Here is a 14,669-nt window from a genome sequence, read left to right as displayed (position 1 = left end):
ACAGACATGAACGATACAAGCATCAAGATCTCGATCCGGAAACTTTACAAGGTTTTCGGTGACGATCCCAAGCCTGCGCTGCAGCTGGTCAGGGACGGCATGGGCAAGACCGAACTGCTGGAAAAGCACAATCACGTCCTTGGCCTGAACGACATCAATGTCGATATGCCGACGGGCAAGACCACCGTCATCATGGGCCTGTCCGGGTCGGGCAAATCGACGCTGATCCGGCACCTGAACCGGCTGATAGAGCCCACGGCGGGCGAGGTCTGGGTCGATGACGACAACATCCTCGACTACACCGACACACAGCTGCGGCAGATGCGGCAGCACCGCATGTCCATGGTCTTTCAGAAGTTCGCATTGCTGCCGCACCGGACCGTGCTGCAGAATGCGGGCCTCGCGCCCGCGATCGCAGGTCAGAACGAACGCAAATACGCGGACGAGGCGCGCCGCTGGCTGGATCGTGTCGGTCTGGAAGGGCAGGGCGACCAGTATCCGCACCAGCTTTCGGGCGGGATGCAGCAGCGGGTAGGCATCGCCCGGGCGCTGACCAGCAATTCCGATATCATGCTGATGGACGAGGCCTTCTCGGCCCTCGATCCGCTGATCCGGACCGACATGCAGGACCTTCTGAACGAGCTACAAGCCGAGTTGCAGAAGACTGTCGTCTTCATCACTCATGATCTGGACGAGGCGTTGAAACTTGCGGACCATCTCGTGATCCTCAAGGACGGCTCTGTCATCCAGCAAGGCGAACCGCAGCATATCCTTCTTCATCCGGCAGCACCTTACATCGAAGACTTCGTGGCCGACATCAACCGCGCCCGCGTGCTGCGGGTCGGGTCCGTCATGGAGACGACGCCAGATCTTGGCAACGCCTGTGCGGGCGAGATCGACTACAACGACACGTTGGAATCCGTGATCGCCAAGTCTGAAGGAGATACTGACTTGAGCTACCGTGTTCTTCAGAACGGCAAGTCAGTCGGCACGTTGAACATGCGGGAACTCGTCCGCGCGCTGGTGCCGTCTCGCCAATCCACCGACCCCGAGAGTGCGCGCCGCAGCGGCCGATAGATCGGTCGCGGCATCGGAGCGGGCGTTTGCATCTCCTGTGCCGCGACGCAATCGGACGGTTTCACGTGGTCGCCGGTCGAGAGCCCCGCCTTGAGGGCCTTTCATCGGCGCACCGGCCGTTCCAGCGGCACGTGATGCCCTAGGTTTTCAGCAGGTCGATCACTGCATCCGCGCCAGCCGGACTGGTGATCGCCATCGCCAATGGCGTCGTCCCGCCAAGATCGGGGTTCGGTTTTTCCAGGAAGCGCATGATGAGGATACCTTCGCCACCGTAGAACGCATCCGCGACGACATAGGCGCGGGCCAGGTCGTAGAGCGTTTGGCTTTTAGCGGCGCTCAACGGCAGTTTCTCGGCCTTGGCCCTGCGAAAGGCACGTTCGGCAATCAGGTTCACCTTGGGGTCGCCTTGCATGACGCCCAGAATGTTTTCGACTGAAGAGGCTGGCAGCCCCTGCGCGACCGCAGATTTAAGGGATGTCATGTCGTTGATGCTGTCCGGCAGCCCCAGAAGCCTGGAGATCCGATCTGCTTCCGTCTTGCGGGTCGCGTTGGCATTCATGTCGTGTCTCCCTTTAGGTGACCTGCTGCTGACGGGCTGTTGGGACGTTCCTTCGTGTGAAACGTCTGCAGCCAGTCGCGATATCTGCCCCCTACATGACCCAGGACCAAATAAACACCGTCCGCGGGAAAGACTGTCTGTGGTGGAATTTTCGGAAGGTCATGCAACGACGCACGTCTAAAAACACCGAAGTCCCGCCCCGAAAAATGACACGCGCCGCGCGAAATATTGGTCCTGAGATCTGCCTCTGCCACCATTCAAAGCAGAACGAGGTGGCCGGGAGAGACGGTTTTGTAGATCGATGGGGCCGGGCAATAACTGAGATCATGCATCGGTGACGGGATCGGCTTGAAGTTGAGGTCGCTGTCCAGTTTGCGGGTCGCAGGATCGGCGATCGGCACTGCGAGCATGAGCGTCTTGGTGTAGTCGTGTTGCGGGTTTTCGAAGATCGCGGCGCGGGGGCCGATTTCGACGATCCGCCCCAGATACATCACCGCGACGTGGTGGCTGACCCGTTCCACGACGGCCATGTCGTGGCTGATGAACAGGAACGAAAGTCCCAGATCTGCCTGCAGTTCCATCATCAGGTTCAGCACCTGCGCCTGAACGCTGACGTCGAGGGCAGAGACGGCTTCATCCGCGATGATCAGCTTGGGGTTCACCGCCAGGGCCCGTGCAATGGCAATGCGCTGCCGCTGTCCGCCTGACAGCTCGTGTGGAAACCGCCGCAGGTAGCTGCGTGGCAGGTCGACCCGGTCGAAAAGTGCGGCAACCCGGTCGGTCAGGTCAGAGCCGGACGCCAGGCCGAAGTTGCGCAGCGGCTCGGCCACTTGGGCCGACAGCCGCATGTAGGGGTTCAGGGACGCGAAGGGATCCTGAAAGATCATCTGCATGTCGCGCCGCAACCGGCGCAGGTCGCGGGGATTGCGGTCCAGCACATCCTTGCGGTCGAGGATGACGCTGCCCGAGGTCGGCTCTATCAGTCGGAGGATCGACCGGCCGCAACTTGACTTGCCACACCCGGATTCGCCCACCAACGAGAGTGTTTCCCCCTTGTTGAGGGTAAAGCTGACATCCTCGACCGCGTGGACGTTCGCGACATGGCGGCGCAGAGGGCCACCTTTGACCGGAAAATACGTCGTCAGATTCTTCACGACCAGCAGCGGTTCGGCACTGGCTGCGGGCGTAAGCGGCTTGGCGTCGTGGGTGTCTCCGACAAGCCGCAAGGGTTCCGGGGCGGCTTTGCCGCGCATTTCGCCCAATCGCGGCACCGCGGCAAGCAGGGCCTTGGTGTAGTCGGCCTGCGGGTTGGCAAAGATCTGGGCCACCGGCCCTTCTTCCACGACGTCGCCGCGATACATGACGACGACCCGGTCGGCGATCTGGGCGACAACCGCCATGTCGTGGGTGATGAGCATCACCGCCATGCCTTTTTCCCGCTTCAGGCGATTGATCAGGGCCAGGATCTCGGCCTGGATCGTCACGTCCAGCGCGGTCGTCGGTTCGTCCGCGATCAACAGGCGCGGTTCGCAGGCCATCGCGATAGCGATCACGACGCGCTGGCGCATGCCGCCGGACAGTTCATGGGGATATTGCTTCAGTCGCCGCTCAGGCTCCGGGATGCGCACTTCCTTGAGCAGTTGCAGCGCGCGGTCGCGCGCGGCGGCGGCGCCGAGGCCCAAGTGCATGCGCAAGCCGTCGGTCAGTTGCCGCTCGATCGTGAAGACCGGGTTGAGAGACGTCATCGGTTCCTGAAAGATCATGCCGATGTCATGGCCGCGAATGCCGCGCATCGTGGCCGTGTCCGCCTGTGCCAGATCAATCGGCCCGTCCGGGCGCATCAGGGTCAGGCGACCGTCAACGATGGTGCCGCCGCCGAATTCCACCAGACGCATCAGCGAAAGAGAGGTCACCGATTTTCCGGACCCGCTCTCGCCCACGACACAAACGGTTTCCCCGGGTGCTATGGAAAAGCTGACATCCTTCACGGCGGTCACGGTCTCGGCGCCCTTGCCGAAGGTGACGCGCAGGTGATCGAGGGTGACGATGGGGGCGGTCATGATGCAGTCCTCGGGTCCAACACGTCACGCAGCACGTCACCGAACATGTTCAGCCCCAGCACGGTGACAGCGACAGCGGCCCCCGGCACCAGCGCTGTCCAGGGGGCCACGTCCAGATAATCCCGGCTGGCCTGAATCATCAGGCCCCAACTGGCATCGGGCGGCTGGGTGCCAAGGCCGAGGAACGACAGACCAGCCTCTGCCAGAATGGCGAAGGCCAGTGAAATCGTGCCCTGCACGATGATCGCGGGCATGATGTTGGGCAGGATGTGCCGCACGATCATCATCAGGTCCGTGGTGCCGGCGGCGCGCGCGGCCTCCACATAGGGCATCTGCGCCACGCGAAGCGCCTCTCCACGGATGATGCGGGCGAGGAAGGGGGTGAAGGCGATGCCGATGGCGATGATGGTGTTGGTCAGGTTCGGCCCGAGCACGGCAGAGATGGTCAGCGCCAGCAGCAGGGCGGGAAAGCTCAGCAATGTATCGACCAGCCGCATCAGCACATTGTCGATGACACCGCCGTAGTAGCCCGAGACGATGCCCAGCGGCAGGCCGATCACGATGCTCATCAGGACCGCGGATCCTGCGATCAGGATCGAGGTCTGGGCACCCAGCATCACGCGATAGAACAGATCACGCCCCAGCTGGTCGGTGCCGAAGATGTGGCTGAGCGTCGGGCCGACCAGACGCGCACGCATGTCCATCGCGGTCGCGAGCTTGTCGGGGATAAAGAGCGGCGCGAACAACGCGACGGCCAGCACGATCAGGACGATGCCTGCGCCGATCAGGCCCTTGGGGGTCAGGAAACCACGCATCAGGCCAACCTGATCCGCGGATCGATGAGGGTATAAAGCAGGTCGACCACAAGGTTCGACAGCATCACCACGGCCGCAATGACGAAGACGGACCCCTGGATCAGCGGGATGTCGCGGTTCAGCAGCGCCTGATACGTCAGCCAGCCCATGCCGGTGTAGTTGAACAGGCTCTCGACCACGATGATCGACCCGAAGAGGTAGCCGACCTGCAAACCGGCCACGGTCATCACCGGGCCGATCGCGTTGGCAAGGCCATAACGCCAGACGACTGTGCGTTCCGGCAAGCCCTTGGCGCGCGCGACGCGGATGAACTCTTGCCCGAGGATGCCCGTCATTGTGGCACGGGTCATTCGGGTCAGGTGCGCCATCAGCCCCAGACCCAGCGCCAGCGACGGCAGAAAGGCGTGGCGGACCGCCAGCAGGAAGTCGTCGGCCGGATGCACGAAACCGCTGGACGGCAGCCAGCCAAGGCCGCGGGCAAACAGAAGGATCAGCATGATCCCCCAGAAGAAGTCCGGCAGGCTGACGCCGATCAGTGCCGCCGTGCTGGCCGTGCTGTCCTGCCAGCGGTCCCGGTGGACCGCGGCCCAGACGCCCAGCGGAATGGCACAGACCAGCGCAATGGTCATCGACATGACCACGATCAGCGCACTCGCTGTCACCTTCTGCGCGATCAGCGGACCGATCGGCTCTTTGAAGACGAGCGAGGTGCCCCAGTCACCGGTCAGGATGCCTCCGATCCAGCGACCGTATTGGACGATCTGCGGATCGTTCAGTCCCAGCGTCTCTCGCAACCCGGCGAGGGCTTCGGGGTTCGACTGGGTGCCCATGATCATCATTGCCACGTCACCCGGCAGGATGTTGGTCACACCGAAGGTGATGACCGAGATCAGGAACAGCGTCAGTGCGACCGATAGCAGGCGATTGATCATATAGGCCATGACGCCCCTCGGGCTGGGGAAAGGGACCGGGCGGCGGGGTCGCCGCCCGGTGACGGATCAGGCTTGCAGCCAGACCTTATGGAAATTGAAGTTCGACCCGTTGGGATGCACGACGGTATCAAGGCCACCGACGCCCGGTTGCGCACCGATGCTGCCGTTGCGGAACCACAGGATGATGTCGTGCGCCTGATCGAAGATCTGCTGCTGCACCGCCTTGTAGATGTCGGCGCGGGCGGCGGGATCGACGGTGGTGCGGGCTTCTTCGGTCAGCTTGTCGATCTCCGGATCGTTGATGCCGCGATAGTTGAAGGCCCCGGTGCTGTTCCACAGGCTGTAATACAGGAAATCAGGCTCCCACAGCGTGAAGAAGTTCATCATCGTCATCTGGTAGTCCTTGTCGACCCAGCACTGCGACAGCCAGTCGGCCCAGGTCAGCTGTTCGATGGTCAGATTGACGCCGGCCTCCTTGAACCATTCCACAAGAATCTGAGCCGATTCAATGTGATAGGGATAGTTCGTCGTCGCCTTGAAGACGATGTTCAGCGATCCTTCGGGATAGCCCGCGTCGGCAAGCATCTGCTTTGCGGTGGCCACGTCCTGTGCCCGCTGGGTCAGCGCCTCGTCATAGCTGGCCGATGTCGGATAGCTGGGCGACGCGGTCGTTGCCCCCTGTCCCCAGAGCGCGCCTTCCAGCAGCATCTCCTTGTCGATGATCATGTCGAAGGCTTTGCGGACATCGGGGTTCTGGAACGGCTCGAAGGTGTGGTTCAGGTTCACGAAATCCCAGTTCAGCGGGAACCATTTGACGACCTGCAGGGATGCATCGTCCTCGATTTCCTGCGTGCGGTCGGCGGGGATGTCGTTGATCATGTGCAACTCGCCCGTCCGCAGGCCGGTCAGGCGCACGGTCGGCTCCGGGATCTCGCGGGCCGTGACGCCATCCAGGTAGGCGGGGCCGTCCCAGTAGTCGTCGAAGCGCGCCAGTTCGACCTTGTTGCCGAATTCGCGGCTGACGAACTTGAAGGGACCGCAGCCGATCGGGGTCTCGCCTTGCACATCGCCGGATCCGGCAGGCATCACGACACCTGCACCGTTTTCGGCCAGCCGTGACAGGAACGGCGCGTTGACAGTCTTCAACGTGACCACCACGGTCATGTCGTCCGGCGTCTCGATCGTCTCGACGGCGTTGAAGACCTCGAAGTTCACGGCCCCGGTCGCCGGATCCGCGCAGCGTTCAAAGCTGTATTTCACGTCTTCGGCGGTCATATCGGACCCGTCATGGAATTTCACGCCCGGGCGCAGCTTGAACGTATAGGTCAGACCGTCGTCGCTCTGCTCAAAGCTTTCGGCCAGCATCGGGATGACCTTCAGGTCCTTGTCCACGGTCACGATGGAATTGTGGACGTTCTGCAGCACCCGGCCCGTCGATGCGGTTCCGGTCTGGTGCATGTCCAGATTCTGGGTCGTTTCTGAATGGCCCCAGATCAGCGTGCCGCCGGTGACGGGTGCGGTCTGCGCCGTGGCAACCAGCGGCATCGCGCCGGTGAAGAATGTCGTTCCAAACAGCGCGGTCGTGCTGCCAAGGAAGGTTCTGCGTTTCATGTCGTCTCTCCGTGTTGGGGGCCATTGGCACGTGGGTGACGCCCGGTTGTCCGGGTCTTGTCGTCAGGTCGGAAATGTCGGGCGGCGGCTGGCGACGTCGAGCGTCGATTCCAGCGCCAAGCCGAGGGTCAGCAGGGGGCCTTCGTCGAAAAGCTGACCCCAGAGCGAAATGCCCTGCGGGACGGTGAAGGTGGTATCGCCCACCGCCTCTCCGGTGGTCAGCTTGCCGCTGCCGAGCGAGGCGGGAGAGCGGGTGGCGACCTCCGAGAACCCCGCACGCAGGTGCAGGCAGGGGTGGCCGGTGAAGTTCGAGGCGACCAGCATCGGGCCGGTCTGGAACGGGCCGATCAGGGCGTCGACCTGTCCCATCGTGTCGCCCAGCGCCTGCATCACGCAGTAGCGCAGGCGGTCGGCCTGCACGTGGTCGACGGCAGAGAGGAAGCGCGCCTTGCGCATGGTGTTGGGCCAGGCGCCCTCGTCCTGCCAGCGCAGGGTGTCGTCGGCGTCCGACAGGGTCAGATCCTCGAAGGCGGCGGCGGCTTCGGCGTAGAGGATGGCCATGAGCGAGGCGTAGGGCAGGTCCTCCAGCGTGACCTCCTTCACCGTGATGCCAAGGGTCCGGGCGGCGTCGAGGGCGGCGCGGTCGATGTCGGTGGCGCCCTCTTCGAACGCCGCGGGCAGGTAGCCGAGGGTCATGCCGGAGATGGTGGCCTGCGCGTCGAAGTGGAAGGGGGCGGCGATGGAGCCGCGGTCGGCGGGATCGCCGCCGTTGATCGCGGCGAGGACCAGGGCCGTATCCTCCACCGAGCGGCAGATCGGGCCGACCTTGTCGAGCGAGCCGGAGAGCGTCATGCCGCCTGCGCGGCTGACCCGGCCGAAGGTCGGGCGCAGACCGGTGGTGCCGCAGCGCTGCGACGGCGAGGTGATGGAGCCGAGGGTTTCCGTTCCGATGGAAAACCCGCAGAGGCCCGCGGCGGTGGCCGAGGCGGATCCGGCGGAGGAGCCTGAGGAGCCTTCGTTCAGGTTCCAAGGGTTGCGGGTCCAGCCGCCATACCACAGGTCGTTGTAGGCCAGCGCGCCCAGCGTCGTCTTGCCCAGCAGGACCGCGCCCGCTGCGCGCAGCTTGCGGGTGACGGTGGCGTCTGTGTCGGGGATGCGGTGGGCATAGGGTTCGGCGCCCCAGCCGGTGGTGATGCCGCGGGTGTCGAACAGATCCTTCAGCCCGTAGGGGATGCCGTGCAGGGGGCCGAGCCAGATGCCGGCAGAGGTCAGGCTGTCCATCGCGTCCGCCTCGGCCCTTGCCAGATCGGCGGTGACGGTGGCGTAGCATTCCAGCCGGGGGTTCAGGGTGGCGATGCGGTCGAGGTAGAGGTCGGTCAGCGCGCGGCTGGTGATCTGCCCGCTGCGCACCCAGTGCGACAGGTGGGTGAGGGGTGCGAAGGCGATGTCTTCGGCACTGTCCGGCAGGGCAGCGGTGACGGGCGACAGGTGCAGCGCATCCATGCCGTGCGGCATCGCGAAACCGGGCAGGCGGGGGTCGAACCGGGTCGCAGTGGGCGTCGCGTTGTCGAGCCTTACGGCGCGGCGGGCCACGGCCAGATCGCGCTGTCCGTCCAGATTGCCGACCATCTGCGCACGTTCCTGCGCCGTATAGGCCAGACCCAGCATCCGCTCGGTCGCGGCGATGTCGGCTTCGGTGATTTGGACAGACATAACCTTTTGCCTCTCAAGACAAATCTCAGGGAAGTTTGACATTGTTGTATGTTTCTTACGCAAGGTGAGAGGATCAACCAATCGACGAATGGTCAAGATGACTTGCAGATTGGAGAGCCAGATCCCGATGAAACGGCGCAATTTCTAGCAAATGCGGAAAATTTGCGCTTACCGTCACCATGGACGACGCGTTCGTCCACGTGAAGTCGATGGAACGTCAAGCGCAGTCCACCATAACGCTGTGATCAGAATGGCAACCGCCATCGGACCAATGCCGGAGTGTGCGACAAGACAATTCTACGGACATGAGGCAAACTGCAGTCGATGGTGCTATGTCATTTGTCCGCGGGAATCTTTCGTCACAGGATATGAACGCTGCGGGGTGGGGGGCCTGTCTCGGGAATAACCAAGCAGGCTAAGGCCCCGGCTGATGGGCCCCTTGCAAGACACCAACCGTCAGAAAAACTCTGATATCGGCTGAAAGCTGATGCGGTCGGTTTTCAAGCACTGGTATCTGGGCGAAGCAATGCAAAACAGCCCCATGCTGGCGCCGGCAGGTTTGTTCTACCTTGCCTATGCCGGTCGTCTGGTTTTTCTGGTATCTTTCCCCGCCGTTGCGGGACGCCGCACCTAGGCAGGCAGCACGTCACGGGGGATCGCGGTCGATGCGGAACGTGATGCGCTTGGTTATGCCGAACCGCAGGCTGCAAACGTCGTCGGCATCCGGCACAGGGTGTCGATCTACATGTCGTGTGCGATCAACAGGGCCTTCACTTTTCTGGGCACAGAATGGTTGCAGCCGTGACGCTATTCACTCAAACTTTCGCTTCAACACGTCTTTCCATCAGCTCCCCGGATTCCATCAGGATTGGGTGGACTACCATCAAAAAAAGCCAAATTCGCGCATTTCACGGCCTGCAGCGGTTCGTGATGGATATTGCTGGTCTCGATGTTTTCGACCCGCCCTTCCTGCATGCGCATGAACAGCCCGACACCGATGAGCAAGAAAAGGGGGGCCAGCACCGAGAGCCGGACCAGCAGGATCTTTGCCACGACCGCCGACCCGGTGTCAGCGCCCGGAAAGATCACCAGCCCCACCGCCGATGCAACTGCACCTGACGACACGAAACCGGCCACGGCAGTCGCGCTTTGCAACAGGACAGCCGAGGCGACGCCTGTTCGGGCAGCCCGAAAACGGCTCCGAGTCGACCAGCGCAGCCACTGCAGCAACGCATCGACGCATCGACGCATGCGTGATTGACGCCGGTGTCCGCGACCGTGCGGGCCTCAGTGCAAGCACCAGTCTGTACATCACCGCTACATAAGCGATGTCGTCGGGGATCGTTGCAAACGACCGCAATTTCCTTCATCCCTGACGCGAGTAGATTTCCAAAGTTTGGCGGCTGGAGGCTGGAAGTGGACGCACAGCACGACCGACGCCAGTCGGAACGTTTTTCCTTTCGCCAAGACCCGCTGGTTGCAAGCTTTGACGACAGATCGCCGCTGGCCGTGATGGATGCGGAATGTGCAATCTGTAGCTGGGGCGCGCGCATGATCCATCGCTTGGATCGCAGCCAGACCGTGCGCATCTGCCCGATCCAGACCCCACTCGGAGCGGCGCTGTTGCGCCATTACGGGCTCGAACCGACAGATCCCTCAAGCTGGCTGTTCATCGATGAGGGCATCGCGCATCAGGACTTCGAGGCGGTCATCTACGCCGCCCGGCGGTTCGGCGGATGGGGGCGAATGGCCAGCGTGCTGCTGCTCTTGCCCCGGCCGGTGCGGGACTGGCTTTACAAGCGTCTTGCCCGGAACAGATACGCCCTTTTCGGGCGCGGCGACATGTGCGCGCTTTCCGATCCCGATTTTCAGAAGCGTCTGCTCCGGTGAATATCATGATTGTGGGTGGATACGGCGTCTTCGGCGCGCGGCTTGCACGCCTGCTTGTCGCCGACGCGCATGACGTCTGCATCGCCGGACGGAGCATCAAGAAGGCCAGCGCTTGCGCGAAGGATTTGGGCTGCCGGGCCATCAGGTTTGACCGCGCGGACAGCCTTTATGCGCTTGATGGATATGATGTCGTCATTGATGCCGCAGGTCCATTCCACACCTACGGAGACGACCCATATCGCCTTGCCCGGGCGGCCATTGCCGCAGGGGTCCACTACCTCGACCTCTCTGACAATGCCGATTTCTGCGCCGGTATCGTTACTTTGGACTCCGACGCGCGGGCGGAAGGGCTATGCGTGCTCTCCGGTCTTTCTTCTGTGCCTGCATTGTCCTCTGCCGCCGTGCGCGCCTTGGCCGGTGACTATGTTCCCGTTGTGATCGACACGGCGATCCTGCCGGGGAACCGCGCGCCGCGCGGTCTGTCCGTCATGCAGTCGATCCTGTCCCAGGCGGGGCGGCCCATGCCGGTCTGGGTCGGCAACAGATGGGAGCGGGCCACCGGCTGGTCGGCGCCTGCGAACTACACGCTTCCGGGGGGCGCGGTCCGGCAGGGCTGGCAGATCGAGGTGCCGGACCAGCGACTGTTTCCTGCCCATTTCGGTGCGCAGACTGTCAGGTTCCGCGCGGGGCTGGAGCTGGCCGTCATGCGCTACGGGCTTGCCATGTTCGCAGCCTTGCGCCGGGTGGTGCCTCTTGCTGTAGGTCCGTCTGTTGTGCGCCTGTTCAAGGTGTTCGCCGATGTGATGGCACCGTTCGGCAGCGGCCGGGGCGGCATGTCCGTCACGGTCACCACGCACCACGAGATCCGCAGTTGGCGCCTTCTGGCCGAAGATGGCGACGGACCCTTCATCCCGGCCGTGGCGGCCCGCGCGCTTCTGCGCCGCGCCGATCTGCCGGTCGGTGCGGGCCCCGCTCTCGAGGTGATAACCCTGGCAGAGGCGGAAGCTGCGATGGCGGATCTTCGCGTGGTCACAGAGCGCGTCGTCGCGCCGACGTCGCACATCTTCCCGCACGTGCTGGGGCCTGCCTTCGATGCGCTGCCCGAAGAGGTCCGGGCAACCCATCTGACGCTCGATGTCTCACGTTGGGAAGGGAGATGCGAGGTCCGCCGGGGCGCTGGCCTATGGTCCCTTCTGCTCTGCGCGATCTTCCGGTTTCCGCCTGACGCGACCGATGTCCCTGTCACGGTGACCAAGACGGTTACGCCGCACGGCGAGACATGGCTGCGCAGGTTCGGTGGGAACGCGTTCCGGTCCCACCTTTCCCTGGATGCGACTGGCCTTCGCGAGAGGTTCGGCCCGTTCAGCTTCCTGATTGGACTGGAGTTACGAGACGGCGCGCTCCACTATCCGGTGACAGACGGGCGCATCGGGCCGATCCGCCTGCCAGACTGGTTGCTTCCGGTGTCGATCGCACGCGAGTTCGCTTTTGACGGCAAGTTCCATTTCGATGTCGCACTGCTGGCCCCGCTGACAAAGGCGCCGCTGGTGCGCTACCGGGGGTTTCTGGTGGCCGGGGCGGCAGACGATCCGATGCATCTGCCTCGCGACGGCGCTTGATGATGCTAAACGCCGCCCTTTCAGTCGGCTTGGTCGCAGACGGGCCAGCCGATCCTTGTTTCCCCGACAATCACAGCACAGGCGTCGGGACGCTGGCAAAATTCGGCGGGTTGTATGCCCGACTGATGGACCTACCAACGACCGAAGGTCGCCACTGAGATCCTTGGTGGCGGGTAACTGAGCATGAGAGGCACCGCCGAAAACAGGTGCCCTTGTGCGTCCGAGTGAGTATCCTCGACCTCATGTGCAACCTCTACTCCAATACGATGGCCAAGGACGCGATGCGGCAGCTCTTCGCTGTCGATGCGGCACACGACGCGCTCGGCAATGCAGAGCCGATGACCGCAATCTTCCCGAAAGGCATGGCACCGATCGTCGGGGCCGAGGCCGACGGCACGCGCTGGCTCGAACCCGCTCACTGGGGCTTCGTGATGCCGCAGGTCTCAAAGAAGACGGGCAAGCCGATCCAGCCGAAGGCCGTCAACAACGCGCGCGATGACAAGCTGCGCACATCACGCTTCTGGAAGAAAAGCTTCGAGGACCGCCGCTGCCTGATCCCCGCGACCAGTTTCTGCGAGGCGAAGGGCCACAACCCGGCCACGTATGTCTGGTTCGGCGTGACGGGGGAGGGCGCGCGGCCACCCTTTGCCCTGGCGGGCGTCTGGCGCGCCTACAAGGGCAACGACGGCGGCGGCGAGATGCGCGAGATGATGACCAGCTCAATGGTGACCACGACGCCAAACGCGCTGGTCAAGGACACGCACCCGGACCGGATGCCGATGATCCTCGCCCCCGAGGACTACGCGCAATGGCTGACCGGCACGCCGGTCGAGGCTTGTGCGCTGATCAAGCCATTCCCTGCGGAGCGCATGGTGATCCACCAGCGTGGAGAAGGATTGAAGTCTGACCACGGCGGCATGATTACGGGTGCATAGGACAGTGCTTGACCTGGCTGTCACAACATCCCGATCGTCAGCACAGCGGTGACCTTCACGAAAAGCTGCGCGATGTGATCCTGCCTTTTACCAGTGCAGTGTGCCTCGATGACCTTTCGGCGTGCCTCTCAGATTGGAGGTCACCCAGCCGCCATAGAAGTCCCCCGGCTGCGGTATCACGCGCTCATCCCCGACGAAACAAGCGTCCATCAGCCCTGCGTAAAACGCCACGTGGCCCGCGATGCGCACAAAGCTTGCCGAGGGGCGCGCGTAGGTCCATGCCGCGCGCCGCGAGACCTTTCCAGCCATCAGGACATCGAAATACTGCGCTTGCCCTTTCCATTCACAAAAGCTGCCACCATCCACAGGGACCAGATCGGCGCGGATGTCATTGCGCGGGAAATAGTAGGTCGGCGCATGGTGCGTTTCAAGAACGCGCAGCCCCTTGGTGGTATCGGCGGCAATCTGATCGGAGAGCATCACGCGCAGGTGCTGGGGCACGTCCTCGACGATTGGCGGTCGCGGACAGTCCTGAACGTTCTCGATGTGAAGCGTCTGCATGTCCAACTCCTGAATTCTCTGACCCTGGTTCGAAACGTGACGAAGTGCGTGTCTTGCGAATTGCGAGGGTGCTGGTCAAAGTCAATTAATTCACGCTACCGTGATCGTGCGGTCCGCGTGACAATCCTGATCTTAACAAAAGGCACCCAATGTCTGATCGATCCAGCTGCCTCGTGACGAAGCTGTCCCATTACATTGCGCTCGATGATGATCACAAGGCGCAACTCGCGAGCCTCGAAAAAGCGGAGCGCGACTATGGCGAGGGCACAGAGGTCTATCAGAACGGCGACACGGCAAAAGACCTTTATGTCGTCAAGACGGGGTGGCTGTTCAGCTATACCGACCTGCCGGACGGGCGCCGCCAGATCGTCAAGATCCACCATCCCGGCGACATCATTGGTTTTCCCGATGTCGCGCTGAAGCATATGACGACGACCTTGTGCACGGCAGAGGCCGTCACCCTTTGCCCGTTTCCAAAATCCTCGCTCGACGTGATTTTGCGCGAATCGCCGCGTCTGTCGGCGCTGCTACTGTCGATCGGATTGCGTGATCAGGTCGTCTTCATCGACCTGTTGCGCGCGATGGGCCGGATGAAAGCGCAGGAGCGCGTGGCCTACATGCTGTTGGACCTGATCGCGCGCCTGCGGATCACCAACCACAAGATGACCGACACGATCCGCCTGCCGCTGACCCAAAGCCAGATCGGCGACTACCTTGGTTTGACGAACGTCTACATCAGCCGCACCCTCATCAAGATGGAAGAGGACGGATTGATCCTGCGACATGGCGACCGGATGCAGATCCTGCGCGAAGACGAATTGTCGGATATGACCGACTTTCGCGACCGCTATGCGGACATGGACACGTCCTGGTTTCCGGGACACTAAATCATACTGC

13 protein-coding genes are annotated in these 14,669 nt (G+C 62.8%); 5 read left to right on the top strand and 8 right to left on the bottom strand.

The features are described 5' to 3' along the window. Positions 1-6: 6 nt before the first annotated feature. Positions 7-1,077, top strand: a complete 1,071-nt coding sequence (locus tag GLR48_RS15995) for a quaternary amine ABC transporter ATP-binding protein (RefSeq protein ID WP_237062902.1) — start codon at positions 7-9, stop codon at positions 1,075-1,077. Between the two features lie 139 nt (positions 1,078-1,216). Here GLR48_RS15995 and GLR48_RS15990 read toward each other — a convergent pair whose 3' ends face one another. The 7 genes from GLR48_RS15990 to GLR48_RS15960 form a co-directional block, all read right to left on the bottom strand. Then, positions 1,217-1,636, bottom strand: coding sequence for an antitoxin Xre/MbcA/ParS toxin-binding domain-containing protein (locus tag GLR48_RS15990; RefSeq protein ID WP_237062900.1), 420 nt, complete (start codon positions 1,634-1,636; stop codon positions 1,217-1,219). Positions 1,637-1,893: 257 nt separating this feature from the next. Further along, positions 1,894-3,699 (bottom strand): ABC transporter ATP-binding protein, encoded by a 1,806-nt coding sequence (locus GLR48_RS15985; RefSeq protein ID WP_237064572.1) that lies wholly within the window; start codon positions 3,697-3,699, stop codon positions 1,894-1,896. Continuing rightward, positions 3,693-4,511 (bottom strand): ABC transporter permease, encoded by an 819-nt coding sequence (locus tag GLR48_RS15980; protein ID WP_237062898.1) that lies wholly within the window; start codon positions 4,509-4,511, stop codon positions 3,693-3,695. Before GLR48_RS15980 ends, GLR48_RS15985 begins: the two co-directional genes overlap by 7 nt. Next, on the bottom strand, positions 4,511-5,452 hold the full coding sequence (locus tag GLR48_RS15975) for an ABC transporter permease (protein WP_237062896.1): 942 nt from the start codon (positions 5,450-5,452) through the stop codon (positions 4,511-4,513). The genes GLR48_RS15980 and GLR48_RS15975 overlap by 1 nt, the downstream gene beginning before the upstream one ends. A gap of 57 nt (positions 5,453-5,509) precedes the next feature. Beyond that, positions 5,510-7,054: an ABC transporter substrate-binding protein gene (locus GLR48_RS15970; protein ID WP_237062895.1), complete on the bottom strand. Its 1,545-nt coding sequence runs from the start codon at positions 7,052-7,054 to the stop codon at positions 5,510-5,512. 63 nt (positions 7,055-7,117) lie between these two features. Then, positions 7,118-8,767, bottom strand: coding sequence for an amidase (locus tag GLR48_RS15965; RefSeq protein ID WP_237062893.1), 1,650 nt, complete (start codon positions 8,765-8,767; stop codon positions 7,118-7,120). Between the two features lie 828 nt (positions 8,768-9,595). Further along, the gene (locus GLR48_RS15960) at positions 9,596-10,018 is read right to left on the bottom strand and encodes a hypothetical protein (protein ID WP_237062891.1); all 423 of its coding nucleotides are present in this window, start codon (positions 10,016-10,018) and stop codon (positions 9,596-9,598) included. A 165-nt stretch (positions 10,019-10,183) separates the two neighbouring features. Here GLR48_RS15960 and GLR48_RS15955 point away from each other — a divergent pair, with 165 nt between their 5' ends. The 3 genes from GLR48_RS15955 to GLR48_RS15945 all read left to right on the top strand — a co-directional run bounded on the left by GLR48_RS15955 (position 10,184) and on the right by GLR48_RS15945 (position 13,211). Next, positions 10,184-10,657, top strand: a complete 474-nt coding sequence (locus GLR48_RS15955; RefSeq protein ID WP_237062889.1) for a thiol-disulfide oxidoreductase DCC family protein — start codon at positions 10,184-10,186, stop codon at positions 10,655-10,657. Positions 10,658-10,662: 5 nt separating this feature from the next. Then, positions 10,663-12,276 carry an SDR family oxidoreductase gene (locus tag GLR48_RS15950; protein WP_237064571.1) on the top strand — a complete coding sequence of 538 codons (1,614 nt, stop codon included), beginning with the start codon at positions 10,663-10,665 and terminating at the stop codon, positions 12,274-12,276. 224 nt (positions 12,277-12,500) lie between these two features. Next, positions 12,501-13,211, top strand: a complete 711-nt coding sequence (locus GLR48_RS15945) for an SOS response-associated peptidase (RefSeq protein ID WP_237062887.1) — start codon at positions 12,501-12,503, stop codon at positions 13,209-13,211. Between the two features lie 87 nt (positions 13,212-13,298). Here the strand turns inward: GLR48_RS15945 and GLR48_RS15940 are convergent, their stop codons facing one another. Then, the gene (locus GLR48_RS15940; RefSeq protein ID WP_237062885.1) at positions 13,299-13,772 is read right to left on the bottom strand and encodes a DUF427 domain-containing protein; all 474 of its coding nucleotides are present in this window, start codon (positions 13,770-13,772) and stop codon (positions 13,299-13,301) included. Positions 13,773-13,921: 149 nt separating this feature from the next. Here GLR48_RS15940 and GLR48_RS15935 point away from each other — a divergent pair, with 149 nt between their 5' ends. Beyond that, the gene (locus GLR48_RS15935; protein WP_237062884.1) at positions 13,922-14,659 is read left to right on the top strand and encodes a Crp/Fnr family transcriptional regulator; all 738 of its coding nucleotides are present in this window, start codon (positions 13,922-13,924) and stop codon (positions 14,657-14,659) included. The last annotated feature ends 10 nt before the right edge of the window (positions 14,660-14,669 follow it).

The sequence above is a fragment of the Loktanella sp. M215 genome, assembly GCF_021735925.1.
In the GTDB taxonomy this organism is placed as follows: domain Bacteria; phylum Pseudomonadota; class Alphaproteobacteria; order Rhodobacterales; family Rhodobacteraceae; genus Loktanella.
This window is presented reverse-complemented; position numbering and strand designations above follow the sequence as displayed.

What these genes read in the sequence shown, in the direction of transcription:
- GLR48_RS15990 (WP_237062900.1), bottom strand. Translation starts at nt 1,636, where the DNA reads ATGAATGCCAACGCGACCCGCAAGACGGAAGCAGATCGGATCTCCAGG.
- GLR48_RS15960 (WP_237062891.1), bottom strand. Translation starts at nt 10,018, where the DNA reads ATGCGTCGATGCGTCGATGCGTTGCTGCAGTGGCTGCGCTGGTCGACT.
- GLR48_RS15950 (WP_237064571.1), top strand. Translation starts at nt 10,663, where the DNA reads ATGATTGTGGGTGGATACGGCGTCTTCGGCGCGCGGCTTGCACGCCTG.
- GLR48_RS15995 (WP_237062902.1), top strand. Translation starts at nt 7, where the DNA reads ATGAACGATACAAGCATCAAGATCTCGATCCGGAAACTTTACAAGGTT.
- GLR48_RS15965 (WP_237062893.1), bottom strand. Translation starts at nt 8,767, where the DNA reads ATGTCTGTCCAAATCACCGAAGCCGACATCGCCGCGACCGAGCGGATG.
- GLR48_RS15970 (WP_237062895.1), bottom strand. Translation starts at nt 7,054, where the DNA reads ATGAAACGCAGAACCTTCCTTGGCAGCACGACCGCGCTGTTTGGAACG.
- GLR48_RS15975 (WP_237062896.1), bottom strand. Translation starts at nt 5,452, where the DNA reads ATGGCCTATATGATCAATCGCCTGCTATCGGTCGCACTGACGCTGTTC.
- GLR48_RS15980 (WP_237062898.1), bottom strand. Translation starts at nt 4,511, where the DNA reads ATGCGTGGTTTCCTGACCCCCAAGGGCCTGATCGGCGCAGGCATCGTC.
- GLR48_RS15940 (WP_237062885.1), bottom strand. Translation starts at nt 13,772, where the DNA reads ATGCAGACGCTTCACATCGAGAACGTTCAGGACTGTCCGCGACCGCCA.
- GLR48_RS15935 (WP_237062884.1), top strand. Translation starts at nt 13,922, where the DNA reads ATGTCTGATCGATCCAGCTGCCTCGTGACGAAGCTGTCCCATTACATT.